The following is a 21486-nucleotide window of genomic DNA, read 5'->3' as shown; positions in this document are numbered from 1 at the left end:
CAGGAGCGACAGCCGAAGGCGGTCGCGGGACCGACCACCCCCGACGCCGCACTCCATGGCCCCGGCAGGGGTATTCCGTCCTTGCGGGCCTCCTCCTACGTGTCGGCGTTCGACAGGAGCGGCGAAGACGGTTCGGGTGGTGTCCAAGCCCACCCAAGGGGTCGAAGCGCTTAAAACGGCCTTCCTGCGAGCCATCTCGTCGCATCGAGCGGACGGGGTGGCACTTTCCTACCCCGACGAATCCTTGCGACGTGGCACGCACGCCCGCCGCGTCAGACGGCCGCGAGGCTCCGCTTGCCCGTCCCTCTCGCGGCGAACCGCCCGGCCAAGGTTCCGCCCGCCTCGACGGGTTCGCTCGACACGGCGGCGAGGAGGCGCCGGCCGCGTGCCCGCCATTCGGCCAGGCATCCGGACGGGGAGCGGTCGGCGGCGATGTGCAGGCATCGCCACGCGCTGAGGTCGTCCGGCTCGATCGTCGCGAATGTCGCCTGAAGTTCGTCGTCGGCCGCGATGCTGAGGTCGCGACCAAGGACAGAGCACCATGGCTCGGACGGCCTGCGGACGCGGCGCCACGCGCGGCCGGACGTCGTGGCCGTCACTTCGTCGGCGGCAAGCCACGCGCCCAAGGAGCCATCATAGACGACCCACTCGGTCGCGCCCCTGCCGGCGGCGCGCTCGCGGATGTACCGCCGGAGCGCGTTCGCGTCCCGGCGGGATTCGAGAATGGCGGCGACGGCGGTCACGTCGGGCGCCGCTCGTACTCGTCGGACGGGGCCTTCGGCTCGGGCTGCGCAACGACGGTTGCCGCGTTCGGATCGCGATCGAGTTCGGCGCGGCCCAGCTTCCGGAAGGCCGGGAGGGAGGCCGTGACCTCCTCGCGGTCGGCGCGAGCGAGTTCCGACCGCTGATCGTCGTCCATGTGGCCCTGTACGAACGCTCGGAGATCGGGATCGAGGCGGCGAAGCGCGGCGACGTCGCCCGATGCCGCCGACAGGAGCAAGTCGGCTTCCCGGGTCTCCGACCGCACGGCGCGAAGTTTCGTTGCCGTGTCGGCAATGGAACCGCTCTCTGCCGCCCATGCTGCCGCGACGGCGGGTGACGGCTCGTAGCCGACGAGGTCGATGCCCTGGCGCTGGCATTCCAGCCAGAGCCGGCCGGTTGCTTCTTCAGGCCATGGGCCGTCGAGCGTCAGGCTGCCGCCCCAGTCCTCGGCCGCTTTGGACGCGAGGGCGCGCAAGGACTCGTCCGAAACCGGGCCGAAGAGGTCTACGTGATCACCGGAATCGAGGAGGTTGGAACGGCCGCCAACCCCGACGCGGACCCCGGCGGGACTTTCCGTCACGTCCGCGAAGCCGCGGCGGCGCCATTTGTCCGCGATCGAGATCGACTCGTCCTCGGAAACTGCTGATTTCCGGCGGGTTTTGCCGGGCCTCCCGGCGGAGGCGGTGCGCTCGACGCGGTCGACGCCGTAGCCGGTGGACTCGGCGATCGCGTTCGCGAGGGCGGTGGCGGGCGCGCTGCGCGGCCCCCAAAGGGAAACGGTGCCGGACTCGTCGTCGCTCTCGACCCAGCCGCCGTCGCGAAGGAGGACGCGGACCTTCCGCGGGTCCTTGGCATCGACGAGGTACAGGGAGTCGGCGGTGCCGGGCGGGAGAACTGCGTCGGGGAAGCGATCCTTGAGGAGTCCGAGCTTGTAGTCCTGCTGGTGCAGTGCCTTCTTGCGGTCGGGGGCGCGGGCGAATCCGCGTGCTGACAAGGCCATTTGTTTCTCCGTTTCGATGAGTTCGTTTTCGAGTTTTCGGGTTTCGCGAAGGCCGGTCACGACTGCTGATCGGCGATCGTGTTTCCGTCGTCTCCGGACGGCCGCGACGCGCTGCTCGCCCATCTTCGGCTCAGGTGCACGGGGGTCGCCGCGCGCCTGGTAGGAGCGATGATCGGCGCGGCGTCGCGAGCCGGCGGCGCGGAGGTAGGAGTTCACCACGACGGCGACGCGCTCGCGCTCGGCCATGAGAGCATCGCCTCGAGTGCCGCCGCGACGCCCGCCGCTCTCGAAGATCGCGGCAAGGGCATCGTTCCGAGTCTTGGCGAATCCGGTCGGGCTGGCAGGGTCGAGCCGGCGGCAGGTCATCAGGAGATGGGCATGCGCGTTGATCCCGTTGTCGCCGGCGGGCGGGACGTGGATGCACGTATCGACCACGGCTCCGGCCTCGACGTAGGGGCGCGCTACGTCTGCCAAGAAGGCCCGCCACGCGGCGGGCTGGAGGTCCCGGGGGATCGAGATTTCGATCTCGCGTGCGGTCTGCGAGTTCTTGCGGACCTCGGCCAGTTCCACGCGGCTCCAAAGCGTCTCGCGGTCCAGCGCCCAGGCGGGCGCGTCGGCCGGACCCGTCATGAAGGAATCCAGTACGTGGCGCTTGCGCGAGTAGTCCCAGGTGCTGCCCGTCCGGGCATCGGTCAGACGCGCCCCGGCGCGGTATGCGGCGGCGGCGACGGCGCTCTTCCCGCGGCTTCGCTGAACGATCTTCGCGCTCATGTGGAACAGCGCCTCGTGAGCCGGGAGCGAAGTCACGCGAGGTCGTCCGGCTCGGCGAACGGGTCCCGGCCGTCGTCACTCCACCAGCTTCCGCCGGTGGCACCGAAGTAGCTTGGCTCGTTCTCGAGCGCGCGAAGCCGGTCATCCTCGCGTCGGGCGCGATCGTCAGCGCGTATCCAACGGTCGCGCTGCTCGTCGGCGAAATCGGCGATCGCGTCATGATCGGCACGGGACACGCCCTCCAGCCGCGCGGCGAGGAGGATAGCCGAGGCGTGGTCCCAGGCTGCACGCGAGGCCTCGGCGATCTGACGAAGGACGGTCGGCATGCGGTCTCTCCTCGGCGACGACGGGGAGGCCAGCGCCGCAGGCCGCGGCGATCTCAACGAGATCGCATAACCGCGCCTTCCAGGATTTCGGTTTCCCCTCTCACGAGGGTCTGGCGCCGATTTGCTCGACGCAACCTCCGCACTCACCATCGTTGTCAGGCGCTCCACGTTGGGCACCTCCGGGCCGCGCGAAACCTTGAAAAACTGGTCGGCGGCTCATTCGACGCGGAAGGACTCGCCGCTCCGCGCGATGGGATTCCGCCGGCGGCGTTGGTCGACCGGCGTGATGAGGGGACGGAACGATGGTGGACCTGACGAAGCTCAAACAGAAGCGGGCGCGGCTGGAAGCGAGCCTCGCGGCGGCGACGACAACGCTACGGGATGCCGAGCGGCGGGACGATACGAGGCGCAAAGTCGTAGCCGGCGCGGCTCTCCTATCGGCCGTCCGGGACGGGGCGATCTCGGACGACGTGCTGCCGTCGCTGGTCGGTCGGATGATGCCTCGCGACGCCGCGCTGTTCGCCGACCTGGCCCTGCTCCCCGAACTCGAGGAGAGCCGGTCGTGACCTTCGCCGACCTCCTCGCCACCCCGAGCGATACGGACGTCGCATGGAAGGTGGCAACCACGCTGCTGCCGCTCGACGGGGACGACACCGCGTTCGCGGTGGTCATGCGCTCCCTGTCGTCTTCGCTTGTGCTGATCGCGACGGCGTACCTCGCCTACGCCATCCTGTCCCTGATCGTGCAGGCGGCGCGGACTGGCGAACCCGTGCCCGAGAAGTCGTCCAGCGTCTTCGCGATGCTTCGGGTGGTTCTCGGGTTCGGGATGCTGATCCCGCTCGGCAGCCTGTCGGCCGTCCACTACGTCCTCCGGGACTTCGTCGTGGCACCCGGCATCCAGATCGCGAACGCGGGCGCCTCGGCCGCGGTCGGGTTCACCTTGAAGGACGGGCATCCCCTTTCGCCGGTCTCCGCGTCCGGCCGGGACCTCGTCCTCGCCGTTGCCGAGTCGGAGGTCTGCGCGCGAACCTACGCGACGGCGCGAGAGTGGCGCGTGATCGAGGGAGAAGGTGCGGCGCGCCTGCCCGATCCCGGCGGCTCGCCGATCGTCTCGCCTGCGGAGGAGTCCTGGTGGCCATGGGGCGAGGACCAACCCGAGCGGACGGCCGGCTATGCCTGGTCATGGGGTCCGGCCTGCGGCAGCTTGACCCTGACGACGGCTGAGGGGTTCGCGAAGGGTGAGTTCGGGGAAGCGAGGCGACAGGCCGTCGCCACGGTCATCGGCGCTGTCCGGGCCATGCCCTTCGCCGAGAAGCTGGCGGATGCGGTCAAGACTGCTTCGGATGCCGGGGCGCATCTGACAGGGCCGGACATCGAGACCGTCTACCAATCCCGCGGCCTGCTCCGTGCGCAGGTCGAGTCCGCGCTGCGCGAAGCCGGGAATCGGTACGATCGGGGCCTCTCCGAGATCGCCGCCTCTCTGTCGACCGGTGACGACACGGGCCTGCGCGAGGAGGTCGTGCGCGACGTCAGCGAGCGCGGATTCCTCGCGCTGGGGAGCTACTACCGGGTGCTCGCGCACTCGTCCCTCGCCGCGTCGGAGGCCGTGGCGGAACGTCCGGTCCGGACGGCTCCCGATCCCGCGTCGTGGGAGGGCTTGGCGGGTCCCGTGGGAACGGCACTCGCCCTGATCGACTCCCAGCTCCGTCGTGAATCCGTCGCGACGACGCTGGCTTCCGGCGAGGCATTGACGGGCGAGGCGGCGGGTGCCGGGAACGTCTTTGCGACGCTGCTCGGCTCGGTCACGACGCCGGTTGCCGACTTCCTCACGGGGTACGAGGGGTTCAGGCCCGATCCCGTGGGCGATCTTATGACGCTTGGCAACCGGCTGATGGTCGGAGGCCAGGTTGCGTTCGCGACGGCGCTCGCGGCCTACGGCGGCAGCGCCTTTGCGCTCGGTGCCGGGCAAGGGCTGCTCGACTTCGTCATGGTCCCCGGATGGACCCTGATCGGGCTGGCGTGGCTCGGCGGCGCCATCATGGTCTACGTGCTGCCGCTGGTGCCGTTCTTGTTCATGTTCTTCGCGTTCTCGGCATGGGCGCTCGAGGTGCTCGTCGCAGCCATCGCCGTCGTTGCCTGGGCCTTTGCGCATGTTCGGATCGACGAGCCGGACTTCGTCGGCAAGGCCCAGCTTCAGGGCTACGCCTCTCTGCTGATCTCGGTGATGCTCCGCCCCGTCGTGACGGTCGCGGGCTTCGTCGCCGCGCACATGATGACGGTCACGCTCCTGAACGTGTTCCTGTCGAGCTACAACTTGGCTTTCAATGCGGGTCAGGTCGGGTTCACCCTCGGCGCGACGGGCGTGGTCGTGTCGGTCGGGGTCATGGTCTACGTCCAATGGCACCTGGTGCTCTGGAGCTACCGCATGATCCTGACGGCACCCGAGCGCGTCGGGCAGTTCCTTGGGTTCTCCGTCCCGTCTTGGGGCGAGGGCGAAGCCGGGTCCACCGTCATCGGCGGGGTGGTCGGCGGGCACCGCCACCTCCCGAAAATGGGAGGGGCCGGGGGCAAGGGGAAAGACAAGCCTGGCGACGACAAGGCAGGGGCAAAGGCCGGAACCCCGCTGCGGGCCACGGGCAACGCCAAGAAGCCTGACGCGTCGGCGGCGTAACGAATGCGAAGGGGACCCGATCGGGTCCCCTTGTTCGTCAGATACCGTGGATGACCGACAGGCTCCACAGGAGTGCAAAGCCGCCGAGGGCGGCGAAGGCAACAAGGACCGGACTGGCGACGATCAGCATTGCGGCGAGCGCACGGAGAAGCGGATTACGGATGCCTGCCACCATCGAGAAGTCGTACCGCATCGCCTGATCTCCTGTCGTTCTCTTGGCCGCCCCTGCGGCCGTTCCGACCTCTCGACGCGGCATCTTGGCCGAGGGTAGCTGCCTCGCCTGCGCAGCAGGCGACGCCACGCGCTTGGGCATGAGCGCCCCCAGACAGGTATGCCGTAGAGGTGTGGAGGAACGGCGTCCAGGAAGGTCAAGATTCGATCGGATCGGGCTTGCGGGCGGTTCGGATCGCTTGGCGGACCTCATGGGTCCCGAACATTGCGATGATAGCGCCGGTCAGCCAGTAGCCAGACGCGAGCGTGTCGTCGCTCAAGGCAGCCCCGGCATTGAAGAGCAGGACGCCGTAGACAATGGCGGCAACCCCGCCGAGATACCCGGCGAGGCTGAGGAGGCGGCGCAACGCCGTTCGGCGGCGGAGGGCGAGGAGGACGGTCGTCGGCAACATGAGGGGTCTCCCGTGAGTCAGGAGACCAGCGTGCGGGCGGTCGGCGACGGCGTCTAGGTCAGGAAGTGGCGGCGATGTCGGCCAGGACGGCAACCGCGGCAACCGCAGCGCATGCCTGGGCGTCGTCCAAGGTCGCGGCGATGCCGTGGAGCAGGATGTCGTCCGACACGCCGACGATGGTCCACTCGTAGCCTGACGAGGTGCGCGACGGCTCGATCTCGGCCGCGACGACGAATCCGCCGACCTCGATCTCGGCCCAGGCGGCACCGACGACGGCGTGGCGGTCGGTCTTCCCGGGGAGGTTCACATCCCAGATGACGGGCAAGCGTTTGCCTGCCTCGATTGCACGGAGGCTGGCGGGGAGTCTCATGCGCGCGGCTCCGCGATCTCGTCGGGCAGCGCAGTCCAGGTCGGATCGGCATTGCGGTCAAAACGAGCGATCTCGAGGCTCGTCTTGGCCGCCAAGTAGGCCGAAAAGACCTCCTTCGTCACTACCTCGGAGACCGCGTAAACGACCTCGCGGAGACTGTCGGCACGCTCGCGAGCAGCGGTCTCCACAGCCTCCCTCGTCATCTCCGGGCCGTCGATGTCGATCCAGAGACGGTGCCCTCTCCAGTACACCTCGGACCACCATTGTAGCCGCCCGTCAAAGCGGGCGGGGCGCTGGTAGACCTGGATGGTCATGCCGCCCAGCGTGGCCTCCCGAATCTCGTATCGGGAGTGGTCGAAGGGGGGCATGGCGGGTCGCATCGGGGCCGCGGCCGTACCGGACTTCTGGCCTACGGTGGCGAGGTCCAAAGCGTCGCCAGGCACGCCCTCGTCATCGCGCGGGCGCGTTGTCATTTCATCGATGTCCATGGGTCTCTCCGGGGGATACCGCTCCCCACCAAGGCGCCGCGCGGGTTGGCGGCGGCTTGGTGGAGGGCGGCGGGCCGTAGCCCGCCGGGGGGTCGTCAGGCTGCCTCGCGCCGCTCCCACATCTCGGCAGCGAGGTCCCGCGACTCCCAGACGTATCGACGGTAGAGGTCCTTCCGTGCCGCGACGTCGTCAGGCATCTGCATGACCGAGACCGTGACGGAGCGATCGGGCGCGAAGAAGAAAGCGCGCACCTCGGCGCGGACCTCATCGTCGCTGTCGATCACGAAGAGCTGGACCGTCCACCCCCTCGGCACGCCTGCGGCGCCTTCGATCTCGGTCCCGGTGACCTCGTGGGGAAATTCGGCGGTCCAGTAGCGCGGGTCCTTGGAGCGCATGTTCACACGCATCCAGTCGGACAGGGTGTGCCACCTGTCGGCATAGGGCGGCCGATCGCCCTCGCGCGAGGGCGTCAAATCTTTCTCGATGTCCATGGGGTGTCTCTCCGGGACTCCGCGTCCCGCTGCGGCGCCGGTGATCCCCGGCGGCTTGGTGGAGGGCGGCGGGCCTTAGCCTGCCGGGGTCGGTGTCAGGCAGCCTCGGCGGTCCGACACTGCGTCACGATCCGATAGCGTGCGACATCGTCGCCGAAGCGCTGGACGAGTCGCGCGTCAGTCTCGTCGCCGACGTAGGCGCCTTCCGGCATCCGGAAGGCGCGCAGGATGTCGTCTCCCTCCTCGCGGCCTGAAACGCGCTCCAGGTTGACGGCCTCGCCACCTTCCTCCGTTAGGTCCCGCGCGGCCTGGAGGATGACCTCCTCGTCCTCGATCATGCCGAGGTAGCCGATCTTCACTGCGACGATGACGCGGTAGTCGCCTCGCGTGAAGACCAGCACCGGACCGAAGTCCGCGCGCATCGCCTCGACATGCGCCGCCTCGATCTCCTCGTCCGTGATCGCGTCGTCGACGCCGTAGAACTCGCGGAGCTGCACGGCGGTGTTGCGGACGTTCACGGCACCGTAGTCGACGCCATCCCTGATGGCCTGCGTGAGGTCCTCGACCTCGGTGATGGCCTGCTGCTCGGTCATGCTGGTCTCCAGTTGTTGGTTGTCGCGAGGGTGCCGTCTTGGCCGTCCCCCATTGGGCCGCTCCTGCCGCGAGCGGTCGGGTGGAGGACGGGGATCAGGCTCCGCCCCGTTCCACGATCTCCCGCACCGCCTGCGCGTCTTCCAGCACCCACGGCGCATGGTCGATGACGTATGCCCGAGCCTCAAGCGCCTCGGTCAGCACCGAGCCTGGATCGACGCCAAGACGGTCGGCCAAGGCGGTGAGCCAGTCGGCCGGGTCCGCCGGGAGCCGCAGGAGGCGGGTCGTGGAGTGCCTGCGACGGTAGCGGCGGGAGCGCTCCGCGTCGGTCATCGCGCGGTCGCCGATCGGCAATGCGCCGCAGCGGCGTGGGGTCTGGGTCGTCGTCTCGATCATCGTCGTCGCGCTCTCCGTCATGTGATGACACACACAACATGACGCAGAGCAATACGGGGCGTCAACCACCTCTATCAGCAAAATTGAACATACGTAAAGTTCTAGTTACTTCATCCGAAGTTTATGTGAAGCTCTATCTTGGGTAGAGTGACCGTCCATGCAGGAACTCTGGTGTATCGGGTCGCGGACGTGTCCTACAATTGCGCGGCTGAAGGCACTCAATACGTTTCGAATACTTTCAATCGAATCTTTTGGCGGAGCGAATACAAGGACTCGATCCGGGCGGCGCAAGGACTCGCAAGGATTCGAACCGCGGCGGTCCTGGCCGCGGCAAGGATTCGTCAAGGCGGACGGCACCGCCGATCTCGGCGACGCACGGTGTCCCGACCGACACGGCAGGACGGTCTCAAAGGTATGAGGTCGCCAAAATCGAGAATGTTCCCGGCCTCGCGAACTTTTTTCGATCAGGTTTCGCCCGTCGTCCGCCTGGGCTTGATGAGGGTCGGCAGCAGGGACCCCGATCGGCAGCGGGCGCGAACGGTCCCTGGCACCCCGCCTCGGCCGGGGAAGGCGGCGGCGAGGGCGGACATGATCTGCGCGGCGCCGGGCGCGTCCGTGGCGAGGATCATCAAGGCGGCATCGGCAAGGGCGGACCTGATCGCGTCGTCCGTCGCCAGCGGGACCCAGTCGCGGATGCCTCGCGCTTGGGCCGATCAGGCGCAGACGATGCCCCTAGAACGGCGCGCCGTACTTGATCCAAGAGTCCGCGGACCAAGTTCCCTCCCGCTCCTCGCGGGCGAGCCGCTCGCACAGTTCGAGCGCGGTGCTGCCGTCGATCCAGCAATCGCCGTCCGATACGTCGACGATCGCTTGGAATGCCTTGATCCGGGCGCGCGCATCGTCATCGAAGCATTCGATGAAGGGCACGCCCCGCGACTCGAACGAGAGCAGGGTCTGCACCGTGTCAAACGCGGAACGTCCCCAGCGTCCGTCTTCCTCCAGCATCGTAATCCGGCGCCCGAGCTCGCCGAGTGCATGGCTGACGGTTGCCTCCGTTCGGATGCCCCAATTCCCGACGGCGGCCCGGGCGAAGAAGTCCGGAAGGTCATTGCACCAGTGGTTGATGCTGCCGCTGATCCGATGGGCGAAGTGGTAGATGCCCATGATCGCGCGTCCGTCATGGACGAGGCGCTGGATCGCGAGGAAGTCCTCGAACACGTCGGGACGGTCGCCGCCCCTGAGGGAGACGCGGAGCGTAGCTATCAGGCCCCTGACCTCGACGGACTCCCAGAAGAGGCCCTTGTCCCGCGGGACGGGGAGAGGCGCGACGCGGCCGGGCTTCTCGGCCGCGGCTGCCAAGCGAGCGGCCGCATCCTCGGGCGTCCACTTGCGGCCCCGCCGCAGGGCCAAGAGGTCGCCCTTGGCAACGACGTGGAACGACAGCAGCGCAAGCGGCGCGAACGCCTTCAGGAGCCTCTCCCGCCGCTTGCGACGGGCGGCATCCGTCTCCGCCGGGTCCGACCACAGACGAGCCGCGATGTCGCTCGCGCGAAGGACGCAGAAGCCATCGACGGGGAGGAGGGCCGCTGCGATCTCGTGGAGGATACGGCCGTGCCCGTCCAGCGCGGCCACGCGGGCGTCGCGCTTCGGAGCGCCCCGGCCCGTCGCCAGCGCGCGCGATGCCTTGCGCTCGCTCACGTCGAGGTGCTGCGCGACGGCCTTGGCGGTCACCGGTCGTCCAATCTCCTCAAGGTAGTCGGGAACGACGGCGCTGATGATCAGCTTCTCCACGGCGCGTCCCTCGGCTGTCGTCCGCGGCGCCGGACGGGCACGCTTCTGGCCGAACCGCTGGACCATGAAGCGCGCGACGCCCTCCGCCGTCGTCCGGATCTGAGCGTCGGAGAGATCGACTCCGTCCGGCCGCCCCTCGCGCCAGCGGAGGAGGGCCGACCGACACCAGGCGGCGATTTCCCCGGCCTGACGCTCGGCTTGGGGCATCATGCCCCAGCGCTCGTATGCCTGCGCGCGAAGCCACTCGAAGGCCTCCGGCGCAATGCTCATGTCTTGACGGGTGCGGCTCGATCGCGCATCGTCACCTCCATTGAAACGCATCCATGACCCGGCCGGGACTGCAATCCCATGTGGCCGGGTCGATGCGTTAAAGGGTCAGGTCCGGACGGACCTCCGTCAAGCGTCCGACTGCGTCGGCCGAAGACGGGCCGACCGTCGCTCCGCTCCTAACGGCCCTACCCAAAGACCCTCCCTAACTAATAAAGGCATTTCGGCGAAGACGGCTTTCGCGCCGGGTAAGCGCCTGTATGGTCTGGCGATTTCCAGGAAACGGCGTGTCACATGGCCGGACGCCGAAGTCGCAAAACGCTTCGAAAGTCGAAACATTCGGTTCGAAACTCCCGAACCGTCGAAGGTCGCCTTAGTTCGAGAGTCCCGAACCGTCGAACCATCCGGCTTCGTGTGGTCGTTCGATAGTTCGGGACTCTCGAACTATCCGCTCGGTCGTCGATCCTGCATCGATCGAGAACGTTTCGAAACTCGAAGCGTCTTATTCGAGAGTTCCGAACTCTCGAAGCTCCGCGTTTCGGCGTGGATCCGTGAGAATGCGAGTAGCTTTGGCAACCGAAGGTTTCCTCGATCGTGCCAGGGTGACGGCTCCACGATCGACGGAGTCCTCATGCGTCTAGCCGCCAGCGTCCTGACCATCGCCGCCATGCTCACCCTGTCGCCCGCCGCGATGGCCGGTCCCGATCTGTCGCGGTCGGTCTCGGCGGGGGCGGAGCGGGGTGCAGCCGCCTTCCGCGGCATCTACGGGGAGAGCGGGATCAGCGGCGCCGCCGAGGCGGTCGAGACGTGCTACGGGTCCCTCAACAGGACGGCAACCGTGGAGAAGCTGGCGGAGTGCGCCGCGCTCGACATCACCGCCGCCAACGTCGATGGGCAGGCGGTCGCGAGCCTGGGGGTTCCTGCGTATCCCTTCTTCTCCGGGCCGCAGCTCGAACGTCGAGTCGGCACCGGAATGAAGGTGGCGGGCCTGACCAAGGCCGAGCGCGCCGCCTTCGATCGCGCGATCATGGCGGCGCTGGGCGGCGGGGAGGAGGAGCCGACGCCGTCCTCGTCGACAAAGGCCGAGGTGGTCTCCCTGAACTCGCTCGACGGCCTGCCATACGACCACAACGGGTCCGAGATGATCGTCGACGCCGGGAAGGGTGTGATCGTGTACGCGAAGCCAAAGGCCTCGATCGCCGGGACCGTGAAGCCGGGGACGGTGCTCTACCGCGGCCGGCCGTGGAGCCTGGACCCGAGGTCGGTGCCGATCCGCGGGACCGCCTTCGTCTACAAGAAGGGCTGCGCGCCTGCGCCATACGAAGTCCGGGGGGAGTACCGGGGCCAAGGGTTCAGCCTGTCCGGGGCCGCCCCCGTCCGGTCGAAGACCTCGTGCGCCATCACCGGCGTCACCACCTCGTCGGGGAACGCGAGGTTGGCGTTCGAGAGCACGTACATGGACGAGTGAACTTAGCGGCGACTGACAATCGGACCCGCTTGGCGTAAGTGATTCCTCCATGACGTGGTCGGCATCCATTCGGCCAGCATGGAGCGCCCCGCGACATGACCCGCATCAGAAAACTGAGCGTGCAGAACTTCCGAGGGATTCGCTCGCTCGAATGGCTTCCGGAAGAAGGCATCAACTGCCTCGTCGGTCCCGGCGACAGCGGGAAGTCGACCGTCCTAGAAGCGATCGACCTATGCCTCGGTGCGCGCAGGGCCCCACAGATCGGGGATGCCGACTTCCACCTGCTCGACTGCGGGCGCGAGATCGTGATCTCCGCCACGTTGGGGGCATTGGACGGAAACCTCATGGCGCTGGAGTCCTACGGCCAGTTCCTGCGCGGCTTCGACCGTACGGTCGGCCTGCTGGAGGACGAGCCGGGGCAGGGCCTCGAGACCGTGATCACCGTCGAGATGCGGATCGGCGAGGACCTCGAGCCTCAGTGGTCGCTGGTCTCGGACCGCGCGTCCCGACTAGGGCTGACCAAGAACCTGTCCTGGGGCGACAGGACACGCATCGCGCCGACTCGGCTGGCGGGAGCCGGCGGCCATAATCTCGGCTGGCGTCGCGGATCGGTCCTCAGCAAGGTTTCCGACGAGAAGGTCGATGTGTCTTCCGTGCTGAGCCGGGCAGCACGCGACGCCCGGACCACGTTCGGCGAGGAGGCCGCGAAGGACCTCGCCTCGGCGCTCCAGTCCGTCCAGGGCCTGTCAGATCGGCTGGGGGTGCCGGTGGGCACTGGGGTCACGGCAATGCTCGACCCGCGATCGATGGACATCCGCAGCGGGACCGTGTCGCTGCACGATTCCGACGGGGTCCCCCTCCAGGGCCTTGGGCTTGGCTCGTCCCGTCTTCTGGTCGTCGGCTTGCAGAGGCTCGTCGCCGAACAAGCATCCATGATCCTGGTGGACGAACTCGAGCACGGACTGGAGCCGCACCGCATCCACCGCCTACTCTCGGAACTGGGGTCGAAGGAGCAGGTTCCGCCGCTCCAAGCCTTCCTAACGACCCACTCGCCGGTCGCGGTCAAGGAACTCACGACGCATCAGCTCCAGGTCGTCCGACGCACCTCGTCCGGAGAGGTCTCGATCGTTCGGGTCTCGGTCGCGGGCGACGTGCAGGGTGCCGTGCGGCTCGCGCCCGACGCGCTCCTGTCGCGGTCGGTGCTGGTCTGCGAGGGAGCGACGGAGGTCGGGTTCGTCCGGGGCATCGATCGCTACCGGACGGATCACGGCTATCCATCTTTGACCGCCCATGGTGTCGGCTTGGTGGACGGTGGCGGAAGCAACACCTTCGCGCGCGCCTCAGCGTTCATCGCCATGGGCTATCGCACCGCCGTCCTTCGGGATAGCGACAGGCCGTCTGGACCCGAGGAGGGCGCGTTCCTCGCTCAGGGCGGCGAGGTGTTCGCTTGGCGGGCTGGCCATGCTGTTGAGGACGAACTGTTCCTCGGCCTCGGCGACGCGGCGGTTGGCGCTCTGCTGGAGAGCGCAGTCGCGATGAAGGAGGCCGATCTCGTCGATCAGCACATCAAATCGACTTCGGCAGGGAGACACGGACTAGAGCATCTACGTAACTTGATTGCCTTCGGCGGGCTGGGCCTCGACGAGCGGGGTGCGCTGGCGTCCGCCGCGAAGAAGGGGGGCTGGTTCAAGCAAATCACCGCTATGGAAGACGCGGCTCATGACGTAGTGGGGCCGAACCTCAGGACGGCCGACGCTCAGTTGACCAAGGTCGTAATCGATGCGTTCAAATGGATCGACGGAGTCTAAGGCTCATGGACCTTTTGTCGATTGAGCGCGGTTCGGTCGTCGCACCCGCGGGGTGCGGCAAGACCGAACTGATCGCCACGGCGTTGCTCCGCCATGCCCGGCCGTTGCCGATCCTTGTTCTCACGCACACGCACGCGGGCGTCGCAGCACTTCGCCGCAGGCTTGAGCGGTCGGGGGTCTCCCGTCGGGCCTACAGGCTGTCGACGATCGACGGGTGGGCGATGAGGCTCATATCGACGTTCCCCGCGCGTTCGGGCCATGACCCGGCGATCGTCGAGGCGGCACGTCCCGACTATCCGGAGGCGAGGAGAGCTGCGGCCGGGCTGCTTGCCGCCGGGCATGTCGACGACGTGATCCGGGCCAGCTACGACAGGCTGATCGTCGACGAGTACCAGGACTGCTCCTGCCTCCAGCATGCCACCGTCGCAGGGATCGCGGCTCTCGTTCCGACTGCGGTGCTGGGCGACCCGATGCAGGCGATCTTCAACTTCGGCAAGATCGACTGCATGGCGGACTGGGTCGGCGACGTCCTCGCGACGTTTCCGGTGGCGGAGACCCTGGACACCCCATGGCGCTGGATCAACGCGGGAGCGCACGATCTCGGCGCTTGGCTCCTGGAGGTTCGCGGGACCCTGGAAACTGGCGGCCGCGTTGATGTGAGGAACGGGCCGAACGTCACCTGGGTGCGGCTCGACGGGTCGGGAAGCGACCACCCATCCCAACTGCGCGCCTGCCTCACCAAGTCCCCCGTCGCGGGCGGCAACGTGCTCATCATCGGCGAGAGCACCAATCCGGCCTCGCAACGAGCGTTCGCCAGCCAGACACCCGGCGCGGTGACCGTCGAAGCCGTCGACCTCCAGGACCTCGTCATGTTCTCGCAGCGGCTCGACCTGTCGGCACCGAACGCGCTCGAGGTGATCGTGGACTTCGCCGAGAGCGTCATGAACAACGTCGGGGGCAAGGACTTCGTCCGACGGGTTCAGGTGCTTCGGGGTGGACGTGCGCGGAAGGAGGCTAACGGTGCCGAGTCTGCCGCGATGGCGTTCGAGGACGATCGGTGCCACAGCCGGGTCCTCGCACTCCTGTCGGAGATCAACGCTCAGTCGGGCGTCAGGGTCTACCGTCCGGCCGTTCATCGGGCGTGCATGCAGGCACTCCGTCAATCCACCGATGCCGACGGGTTTCGCGCTGCCTGCGTCCGAATGCGCGAAGAGCATCGCCAACTCGGCAGGGAACTACCGAACCGAGCGGTTGGGAGCACCTTGCTCCTGAAGGGGCTGGAGGCCGACGTCGCGGTGATCCTGTCGGCGGACAAGATGGATGCCCGACACCTGTATGTCGCCATGACGCGCGGTGCACGCAAGCTGGTGATCTGCTCGCGCGCGCCCACGCTGGGTTTCTGATCAAGGCATTCGGTGAACGCCGCAGCGGGTGGTTTTCCGCCCGTCCGCTTACTGCTGCTACTCGTAGGTAGCTGACATTCAGTTGCTCCCGACGGGTTCGGCGACGTCCAAATTTGAGTCCAATCGATCGGCCCCAAAGACAGCGCCACACGCAGCGAACATGCCACCAAGCCAATTCGGCGCGGACTGTTGCTCGCGCCGAGCATGGCGATTTTGGACCCAAGCGTCTCTAGCGGCTGGCGAGGACCGGGCTGGCCGTGCCCTTCAGACCCTCGACCACGACCAGCCCCGGCTCCTTGCCCGCCGTCGGCTCCCCCGGGGCGCCGATCGTGCGCACCGGGCCGATGCTGGAGGCCATGCCGACTCCCTTGTCGTTGGTCTTCAGCACCACGACGGGCTCGGTTTGCCCTTCGAAGAACACGCCGTATTCGGTCATCGGCTTCAGCTTGGCGACGCTGACGTCGATCGTATCGACGAGCCCGAGATTGCGCGAGACGACCATGCCGGAACCGTCCGCGCCCTCGGGTGCCTTCAGCGATAGCGTCAGGTTCTCTGGACCCGCCTTCAACGGCACGAGGTTTTCGGTGCCCGCGCCCTCGGGAACCGCGCCCGGCACGAATACGAGGGCCTGCGGGGCCTGTCCGATCGGGATTTCCGCGACGACCTTCTGCTCGGCCGTGTCGATCACGTCGACCTTGTCGCCGTTCTCGAGCCCGACGAAGATCCGGCTGCCGTCCTCCGATCCCCAGATGCCGTGCGGCAATGCGCCGACGGGGATGGTTGCGACGAGCTGCGTCTTCTCGCCGGGCTTGTAGACCTTCACGACGTTCTCGCCGCCGATCGTGACGTAGACCAGCGTCGCGCCGTCCACCGTGCCGAAGCCGAGATGGTTGGAGATCGGTCCGCTGTCGATCACCTCCTTCACCTCGAGCGTCTTGGCATCGACGCGCGTGACCTTGCCGACGTCCTTGTGCGTCAGCCAGACGTCGCTGCCGTCAGGGCTCACCTGTACGAAGGGCACGAATGGCGAGACGACCGGGATCCGCTTCACCAGCGCATGGCTCGCGACGTCGAAGACCTCGAGCACCGGGTTGAACGAGTTGGCGACGAAGGCGAGCTTGCCGTCGCGTGAGAACTTGGTCATGCCCGGACCGCTTGTCGTCGGGATGCTGCCCGTCTCCTTGAAGGTCGCGGCATCAATCACCGACAGATAGTCCTCACCGCGCACCGTCGCCCAGACTTCCGTCCCGTCCGGCGTGAAGAAGGCCTCGTGCGGGTTGCGCCCGACATAGGTCGTGCCCTTCACGACATTGGTCGCCGTGTTGATGAAGGTGACGGAGTTTGTCACCGTCGAGACGACGACAAGCGTCTTGTGGTCCGGCGAGAAGCCGAGGCCATGAACGTTGACCTCGCCCTTGTAGAGGGGGCTCAGAACGTCCGGGCGCGGATTGCCGAGCCGGATCTGGCCCAACAGCTTGTTCGCGACGGGGTCGATGACCGAGACCGTGTTGGAGTTCTGGTCGGCGGTGTAGACGCGGTCTGACGCGGCAGGCAGCGCGAAGGCCGACGTCGAGACGAGGAGCGCGGCGGCGAGGATGGCGGTGCGGGTCATGGGGTTGTCTCCGGAACGGGCTTTGGTTTGTCGGCGGATGCGGCGAGCATCGAGCGCATCAGCGCGATCTCGTAGGTCTGTTCGGTGATGATGGACTGCGCGAGGTTGCGGATCGCCGGGTCCCCGGTCGAGCCGAGGACGGCCTTGGCCATGTCGATCGCGCCCTGGTGATGCGGGATCATCTGGGACAGGAAGTCGTGCTCGGGATCGCCGGTCACCTGAGCCGACATCATGCCGGCGTGCATCCTCTCCATCGCCTCGGCGGTCGCTTCGGCATAGTGTGAACCGTCGGGCGTGGCCGGCACCATCGGCGAGTGCTGATGAGCGGGCGCGTCCTGCGCCTCTGCCGAGGAGAGTGACGCCCCGGCGAAGGCCAGGGTCAGGAGAAGCGTCTTCAGCATGGATTCACAGGGTCCTCGAAGTACGGGGTCGGCAAGAAGACGCGTGCGGACGCCTTTCATTCCCGTGGCGGCAACATTTATTCGGGGCGAGGCGCCTGAAGCATCCATCGCCTCCATCGATCGGAATGACCAAAACAACGCGTTGGATCGAACGATCGCCGTTGTGCATGGTCCCGGCAGGATAAGGACCCCGCCGATGACCTTCGAACAGATGCGTGCCGTCACCCTCGGCCTCCAACCGCTGTCACGCCTCGACAGCCCGCGGGAGGTCGTGCGCCAGTTCACCCCGAACTGGTTCGCCGCCACGATGGGCACCGGGATCCTGGCAATCGCGCTGTCGCAGTTCCAGGCAGACGTGCCGATGCTGCATCCGGTGGCCGAGGGCCTCTGGATGTTCAACATCGCGCTGTTCACGCTCTTCGCCGGCCTCTATGCCGCCCGCTGGATCTTCTTCTTCGACGGGGCTAAGCGCATCTTCGGCCATTCCGTCGTGTCAATGTTCTTCGGCTGCATCCCGATGGGCCTCGCCACCATCGTCAACGGCTTCCTGATCTTCGGCCTGCCGCGCTATGGTGAGGTCGCGCTCAGGATCGCAGAGACGCTCTGGTGGATCGACGTCGCGATGGCAGCAGCCTGCGGGGTTGCCATCCCCTTCATGATGTTCACCCGGCAGAGCCACTCGATCGACCAGATGACGGCGGTCTGGCTCCTGCCGGTGGTCGCGGCCGAAGTCGCGGCCGTCTCCGGGGGACTGCTCGCGCCGCATCTCGTCGATCCGCATTCCCAGCTCGTGGTGTTGACCCTCTCATATGCGCTCTGGGCGCTGTCGGTGCCGATCGCGCTCAGCATCCTCGTCGTGCTCCTACTGCGCATGGCCGTCCACAAGCTGCCGCACGCCAACATGGCAGCGTCGAGCTGGCTGGCGCTCGGGCCGATCGGCACCGGTTCGCTCGGGCTGATGACGCTGGGCGGCGCGGCCCCCGCGATCCTTTCCGCCAACGGTCTGGAGCGCTTCGGCGCCTTTGCGGAAGGGCTCGGCCTCTTCGGCGGGCTGCTTCTCTGGGGCTATGGGCTCTGGTGGCTGGCGATGGCCGTGCTCGTGACGCTGCGCTACCTGCGCGATGGCCTTCCCTTCAACATCGGCTGGTGGGGCTACACGTTCCCCCTTGGTGTCTATGCCGTGGCCACGCTGAAGCTCGGCACCCTCCTGCCGATCGCTGCCATCCAGGTCTTCGGTGCGGTGCTCGTCGCGGTGCTGGCAGTGCTTTGGGTGATCGTCGGCACGAGGACGGTGCGCGGTGCCTGGAGGGGCGATCTCTTCGTCTCGCCCTGCCTCAAGGCCGATTGAGAGAAGGAAAAGCAGCCGCCGGCGGTTGCTTGTTGAGGAAGGCGGTGACGCCGGCCCGGAACCGGACGGCGCCGCCCTGGGCGGGGTGGCGCACGTAGGTGGCGGGGATACCGAGCCCGTCCGCCGCACGCTGTGCCACCCGGCCGATGCAGAGGATTCGGCGCGGCGCGAAGATCGCGACGATCATCTCCAGCACCTTCCGATGTTCGGCGATCTCGGTCCGCGTCGGCGTCCGGTTGCGCAAGGGCAGAACGCCGCGATGGGGATGGAAGAGCACCGCGTTCCAGAACAACGGCAGCGGGTCGGGCACCGCGTTCCAGATCTCCCGGGAGGTTCCAGACTCCAGTGTCGGCAGGGTCCCGCGGGTCGCCCGCGCCAGCGGCGGATCGAGGCCGAGCCGCTCCGACAGGTCGGCGAGCCGCCCGTCGCCCGTGAACGGCACACCTGTCCGACGCGCTCCAAAGCGCGAGGGTGCTTCGCCGAGCCAGAGGTCATTGACGCCGCGATCCGCCATCGCGGCGAGATAACGCCCGAGATTGCGACGGCGGATGGCTGGCGCGTCAGCGTCCTCAATCTCCGCGTCGAACCCGGCATAGGGGTTGAACAGGTTGGCCTTTTCAGGCAGCGCCGCGAGACGCTCGACGATCGCGTCGACTGAATGTCGTCTGGACGTGGTCGATCCATCGATCACGCCGGCGGCACCTCGATCGTCGGCAGCTCGGCGAGAAAGGCGGCGACGGCGCGGCTCGGGTGACGGTCCCTCGCCAACACCGAATGGAACCCGCGCGACGGCAGGTCGAAGGGTAGCGCCACCAGTGTCCCCGTGCGAAGGCCTGCATCCGCGACCACGGCGGGGAGGATCCCGACGCCGGCGCCCGCCTCAATCGCCGCGCGCACGGCCTCGTTCGAGGGCAGTTCGAGTTCGACCGACAGCGCGGTGAGATCGACACCGAAGGCTTCGAGCGCACCTTCGAGGATCGCGCGGGTGCCCGAGCCCCGTTCGCGAAGCACCCAGCGCGCCGATGCAAGATCCCCGGCCGCGACGGGAGACCTGGAGCCTCTGTGCCCTGATGCCGCGACCAGCATCAGTCGATCATCGGCGACGCGTTGCGTGCCGAGTCGGACATCGCCGAGCTCGTCCTCCACGAAGCCGAGATCGGCCGTGCCATCCAGCACCGCCTCGGCCGTGCGCGCCGTGTTGGCGATGCTCAGCCGAAGTTCGATGCCGGGATGGCGAGCCTTGAAGCCCGCGAGCACCGGCGGCAACCAGTGGTTCGCCACCGTCTGGCTGGCGACGATGCGGAGACGACCCCGCTTCAGTCCGGCAAGTTCGGAAAGCATGAGGCCGGCATCCTCGGCCCGCGCAAGCACCGCGCGGGCCTCGGGCAGGAACAGGCGCCCCGCCTCGGTGAGTTCGATCCTCCGCCCCACGCGGTCGAACAGCCTGATGTCGTGGCGCTCCTCCAGCGCGGCGATGGCGGCGCTCGTCGCCGACTGCGTGAGGTTCAGCGACTTCGCCGCCTCCGTCACGTGCTCGCGTTCGGCAACGGCAACGAAGATGCGAAGCTGATCGAGCGTCACAGCGTACCGCCGGAGATGCCCGGGGCGGGGCGGTTCAGGCTGTCGTAGATGGCCGTCGCCACCTGCATCAACCGTTCGCGCGGCGCCTCGGCCGACACGACGTAGCCAAGGCCGGCGTCGCGCCAGAAGAAGGCTGAGACGCCGTTCTCCTCGACGAACTGGAACGACGTCTCGTCCTTCTCGTCGGTCTTGATGAACAGCGTCAGCCGCGTGCCCTGGTCGTCGTCGTACATCAGCATCGCGGCGGGACCCACGCCCGCAGGCAGGAGGCGCCCGCCCATCAGCCGATAGCCGAGCCCTGTCAGGTCCGGAGCCGACAGCCGCGTTCCCAGCCGCTTCGATAGCCATTGCAGGAGATGTGCCTCCTCGTCGGCCCGCACTTCGACGGGATGGACCACCTCGACCACGAAGGTGCGATGCGCCGCAATCGCCTCGTCGGCCATGACCGCCACACGAGGCATCTGCGGCGGCACGCGCAGGACGTCGTTCGCCAGCCACCCGCCGGCGCTGCCGAGGATCAGCCAGCCCATGACAGCCGCGATGCGCAGACGCGTGACAGCAAACCGACCGCGCCGGGCCTCGCGGATGTTGGCGATGCGTAACCGCGCCGGGATCGGCTCCCCGGCCTTGAAGGCAAGCCGTTCGCGCAGTGCCCGGGCGATCTCGCGGTCGCGATCGAGGGCCGCGGCGATCTCCGGTCGCTCCGTGAGATAGGCCTCGACTGCGGACAGCCGCTCGGCCTCAAGCCGTCCGTCCACATAGGCTTGCAGGTCGTCCTCGCCGACGGGCGTGTCCCTGCGGCTCATTTGACTCTCCTCAAGGGCGCGCGAATCCCGGTCTCCAGGATGGCGCGCAGCTTCTCGCGCGCCCGCGATAGGCGCGACATGACCGTGCCGACCGGCAGCCCGATCACCCGCGCCGCCTCGTCGTAGCTCATGTCTTCGACCCCGACGAGAAGGAGGACTGTGCGGTGCTCTTCACTCAGCGCATCGAGCCCAGCTAGGACGTCGCGGAGCCCGGCGCGGCCGTCCTGGTCGCCGTCCACCGCCGGCGGCGAGGCCATCTCGTCGAGCGCCACGTGAGGCCCACGCCGCTTGTGCTGGCGCAGGCCCGAGAGGTGGAGGTTGCGCAGGATGGCGAACAGCCAGGCGCGCAGGTCGCCGTCGGGCCGGCGCAGGTGCCAGCGCCCGACGGCACGCTCCAGGCAGTCCTGGACGAGATCGTCGGCGGCGTCGCCATCGCGCACCAGCCCATAGGCATAGCGCCTCAGGCCCGGAATGAGCGGTTCGATCCGCGCCGCGATCTCGTCGGTGGACAT

Annotated in this window: 23 protein-coding genes; 6 read left to right on the top strand and 17 right to left on the bottom strand. The window is 67.8% G+C overall.

Translation table 11 applies throughout. The annotated features are described in order from the left end of the window. Window positions 1–272 precede the first annotated feature (272 nt). Genes GGR04_RS17685 through GGR04_RS17675 form a run of 3 tightly spaced genes read right to left on the bottom strand, consistent with a single transcriptional unit; the run spans window position 273 to window position 2859 of the window. Window positions 273–743: a hypothetical protein gene (locus GGR04_RS17685; protein WP_062205607.1), complete on the bottom strand. Its 471-nt coding sequence runs from the start codon at window positions 741–743 to the stop codon at window positions 273–275. Further along, window positions 740–2533 carry a MobA/MobL family protein gene (locus GGR04_RS17680; RefSeq protein WP_062205612.1) on the bottom strand — a complete coding sequence of 598 codons (1794 nt, stop codon included), beginning with the start codon at window positions 2531–2533 and terminating at the stop codon, window positions 740–742. The genes GGR04_RS17685 and GGR04_RS17680 overlap by 4 nt, the downstream gene beginning before the upstream one ends. Window positions 2534–2565: 32 nt before the next feature. After that, entirely contained in the window at window positions 2566–2859 is a 294-nt protein-coding gene (locus tag GGR04_RS17675; RefSeq protein ID WP_062205615.1) for a hypothetical protein, read from the bottom strand. Window positions 2860–3161: 302 nt separating this feature from the next. Between GGR04_RS17675 and GGR04_RS17670 the strand changes: the two genes are divergently transcribed. Both GGR04_RS17670 and GGR04_RS17665 read left to right on the top strand, forming a co-directional pair. Beyond that, window positions 3162–3425 (top strand): hypothetical protein, encoded by a 264-nt coding sequence (locus GGR04_RS17670; RefSeq protein ID WP_062205618.1) that lies wholly within the window; start codon window positions 3162–3164, stop codon window positions 3423–3425. Then, a complete protein-coding gene (locus GGR04_RS17665; RefSeq protein WP_062205621.1) occupies window positions 3422–5530 on the top strand; it encodes a DotA/TraY family protein in 2109 nt (702 codons plus the stop codon). Before GGR04_RS17670 ends, GGR04_RS17665 begins: the two co-directional genes overlap by 4 nt. A gap of 37 nt (window positions 5531–5567) precedes the next feature. Here the strand turns inward: GGR04_RS17665 and GGR04_RS17660 are convergent, their stop codons facing one another. From GGR04_RS17660 to GGR04_RS17625, 8 genes are all read right to left on the bottom strand, one after another. Next, window positions 5568–5723 carry a hypothetical protein gene (locus GGR04_RS17660; protein ID WP_156419312.1) on the bottom strand — a complete coding sequence of 52 codons (156 nt, stop codon included), beginning with the start codon at window positions 5721–5723 and terminating at the stop codon, window positions 5568–5570. Between the two features lie 175 nt (window positions 5724–5898). After that, window positions 5899–6150 (bottom strand): hypothetical protein, encoded by a 252-nt coding sequence (locus tag GGR04_RS17655; RefSeq protein WP_183201237.1) that lies wholly within the window; start codon window positions 6148–6150, stop codon window positions 5899–5901. Window positions 6151–6211: 61 nt separating this feature from the next. Then, a complete protein-coding gene (locus GGR04_RS17650) occupies window positions 6212–6523 on the bottom strand; it encodes a hypothetical protein (RefSeq protein ID WP_156419313.1) in 312 nt (103 codons plus the stop codon). Beyond that, window positions 6520–7011, bottom strand: a complete 492-nt coding sequence (locus GGR04_RS17645; protein ID WP_183201236.1) for a hypothetical protein — start codon at window positions 7009–7011, stop codon at window positions 6520–6522. The genes GGR04_RS17650 and GGR04_RS17645 overlap by 4 nt, the downstream gene beginning before the upstream one ends. A 95-nt stretch (window positions 7012–7106) precedes the next feature. Next, window positions 7107–7502, bottom strand: coding sequence for a hypothetical protein (locus GGR04_RS17640; protein ID WP_062205634.1), 396 nt, complete (start codon window positions 7500–7502; stop codon window positions 7107–7109). A gap of 95 nt (window positions 7503–7597) precedes the next feature. Continuing rightward, a complete protein-coding gene (locus GGR04_RS17635; RefSeq protein WP_062205637.1) occupies window positions 7598–8095 on the bottom strand; it encodes a hypothetical protein in 498 nt (165 codons plus the stop codon). A gap of 94 nt (window positions 8096–8189) precedes the next feature. Continuing rightward, a complete protein-coding gene (locus GGR04_RS17630; RefSeq protein WP_062205640.1) occupies window positions 8190–8489 on the bottom strand; it encodes a hypothetical protein in 300 nt (99 codons plus the stop codon). Between the two features lie 732 nt (window positions 8490–9221). Beyond that, window positions 9222–10601: a hypothetical protein gene (locus GGR04_RS17625; RefSeq protein ID WP_210291850.1), complete on the bottom strand. Its 1380-nt coding sequence runs from the start codon at window positions 10599–10601 to the stop codon at window positions 9222–9224. A 577-nt stretch (window positions 10602–11178) separates the two neighbouring features. Here GGR04_RS17625 and GGR04_RS17620 point away from each other — a divergent pair. The 3 genes from GGR04_RS17620 (at window position 11179) to GGR04_RS17610 (ending at window position 15226) form a co-directional block, all read left to right on the top strand. Continuing rightward, on the top strand, window positions 11179–12015 hold the full coding sequence (locus tag GGR04_RS17620) for a hypothetical protein (protein WP_183201234.1): 837 nt from the start codon (window positions 11179–11181) through the stop codon (window positions 12013–12015). A gap of 95 nt (window positions 12016–12110) precedes the next feature. Beyond that, window positions 12111–13823 (top strand): ATP-dependent nuclease, encoded by a 1713-nt coding sequence (locus GGR04_RS17615; RefSeq protein ID WP_062205651.1) that lies wholly within the window; start codon window positions 12111–12113, stop codon window positions 13821–13823. 5 nt (window positions 13824–13828) lie between these two features. Continuing rightward, window positions 13829–15226, top strand: coding sequence for an AAA family ATPase (locus tag GGR04_RS17610; RefSeq protein WP_062205653.1), 1398 nt, complete (start codon window positions 13829–13831; stop codon window positions 15224–15226). Between the two features lie 229 nt (window positions 15227–15455). Here GGR04_RS17610 and GGR04_RS17605 read toward each other — a convergent pair whose 3' ends face one another. Both GGR04_RS17605 and GGR04_RS17600 read right to left on the bottom strand, forming a co-directional pair. Continuing rightward, window positions 15456–16838 (bottom strand): YncE family protein, encoded by a 1383-nt coding sequence (locus GGR04_RS17605; RefSeq protein ID WP_183201233.1) that lies wholly within the window; start codon window positions 16836–16838, stop codon window positions 15456–15458. Continuing rightward, on the bottom strand, window positions 16835–17347 hold the full coding sequence (locus tag GGR04_RS17600) for a DUF305 domain-containing protein (RefSeq protein WP_246393273.1): 513 nt from the start codon (window positions 17345–17347) through the stop codon (window positions 16835–16837). Before GGR04_RS17600 ends, GGR04_RS17605 begins: the two co-directional genes overlap by 4 nt. A gap of 88 nt (window positions 17348–17435) precedes the next feature. Here GGR04_RS17600 and GGR04_RS17595 point away from each other — a divergent pair, with 88 nt between their 5' ends. Next, window positions 17436–18587 (top strand): TDT family transporter, encoded by a 1152-nt coding sequence (locus tag GGR04_RS17595; RefSeq protein WP_062205665.1) that lies wholly within the window; start codon window positions 17436–17438, stop codon window positions 18585–18587. Here the strand turns inward: GGR04_RS17595 and GGR04_RS17590 are convergent. The 4 genes from GGR04_RS17590 to GGR04_RS17575 are packed head-to-tail and all read right to left on the bottom strand — an operon-like array spanning window position 18574 to window position 21486. After that, the gene (locus tag GGR04_RS17590; protein ID WP_062205668.1) at window positions 18574–19278 is read right to left on the bottom strand and encodes a uracil-DNA glycosylase family protein; all 705 of its coding nucleotides are present in this window, start codon (window positions 19276–19278) and stop codon (window positions 18574–18576) included. The two genes, GGR04_RS17595 and GGR04_RS17590, sit on opposite strands and share 14 nt — an antisense overlap. Further along, window positions 19275–20168: a LysR family transcriptional regulator gene (locus tag GGR04_RS17585; RefSeq protein ID WP_183201232.1), complete on the bottom strand. Its 894-nt coding sequence runs from the start codon at window positions 20166–20168 to the stop codon at window positions 19275–19277. The genes GGR04_RS17590 and GGR04_RS17585 overlap by 4 nt, the downstream gene beginning before the upstream one ends. Further along, window positions 20165–20974 carry an anti-sigma factor family protein gene (locus GGR04_RS17580; protein ID WP_062205685.1) on the bottom strand — a complete coding sequence of 270 codons (810 nt, stop codon included), beginning with the start codon at window positions 20972–20974 and terminating at the stop codon, window positions 20165–20167. The genes GGR04_RS17585 and GGR04_RS17580 overlap by 4 nt, the downstream gene beginning before the upstream one ends. Continuing rightward, window positions 20971–21486 carry an RNA polymerase sigma factor gene (locus tag GGR04_RS17575; RefSeq protein WP_061979106.1) on the bottom strand — a complete coding sequence of 172 codons (516 nt, stop codon included), beginning with the start codon at window positions 21484–21486 and terminating at the stop codon, window positions 20971–20973. Before GGR04_RS17575 ends, GGR04_RS17580 begins: the two co-directional genes overlap by 4 nt.

It is taken from the genome of Aureimonas pseudogalii, assembly GCF_014196835.1.
GTDB lineage: Bacteria > Pseudomonadota > Alphaproteobacteria > Rhizobiales > Rhizobiaceae > Aureimonas > Aureimonas pseudogalii.
The sequence above is the reverse complement of the archived record's forward strand: the minus strand, read 5'-3'. Positions and strand labels throughout refer to the sequence as shown.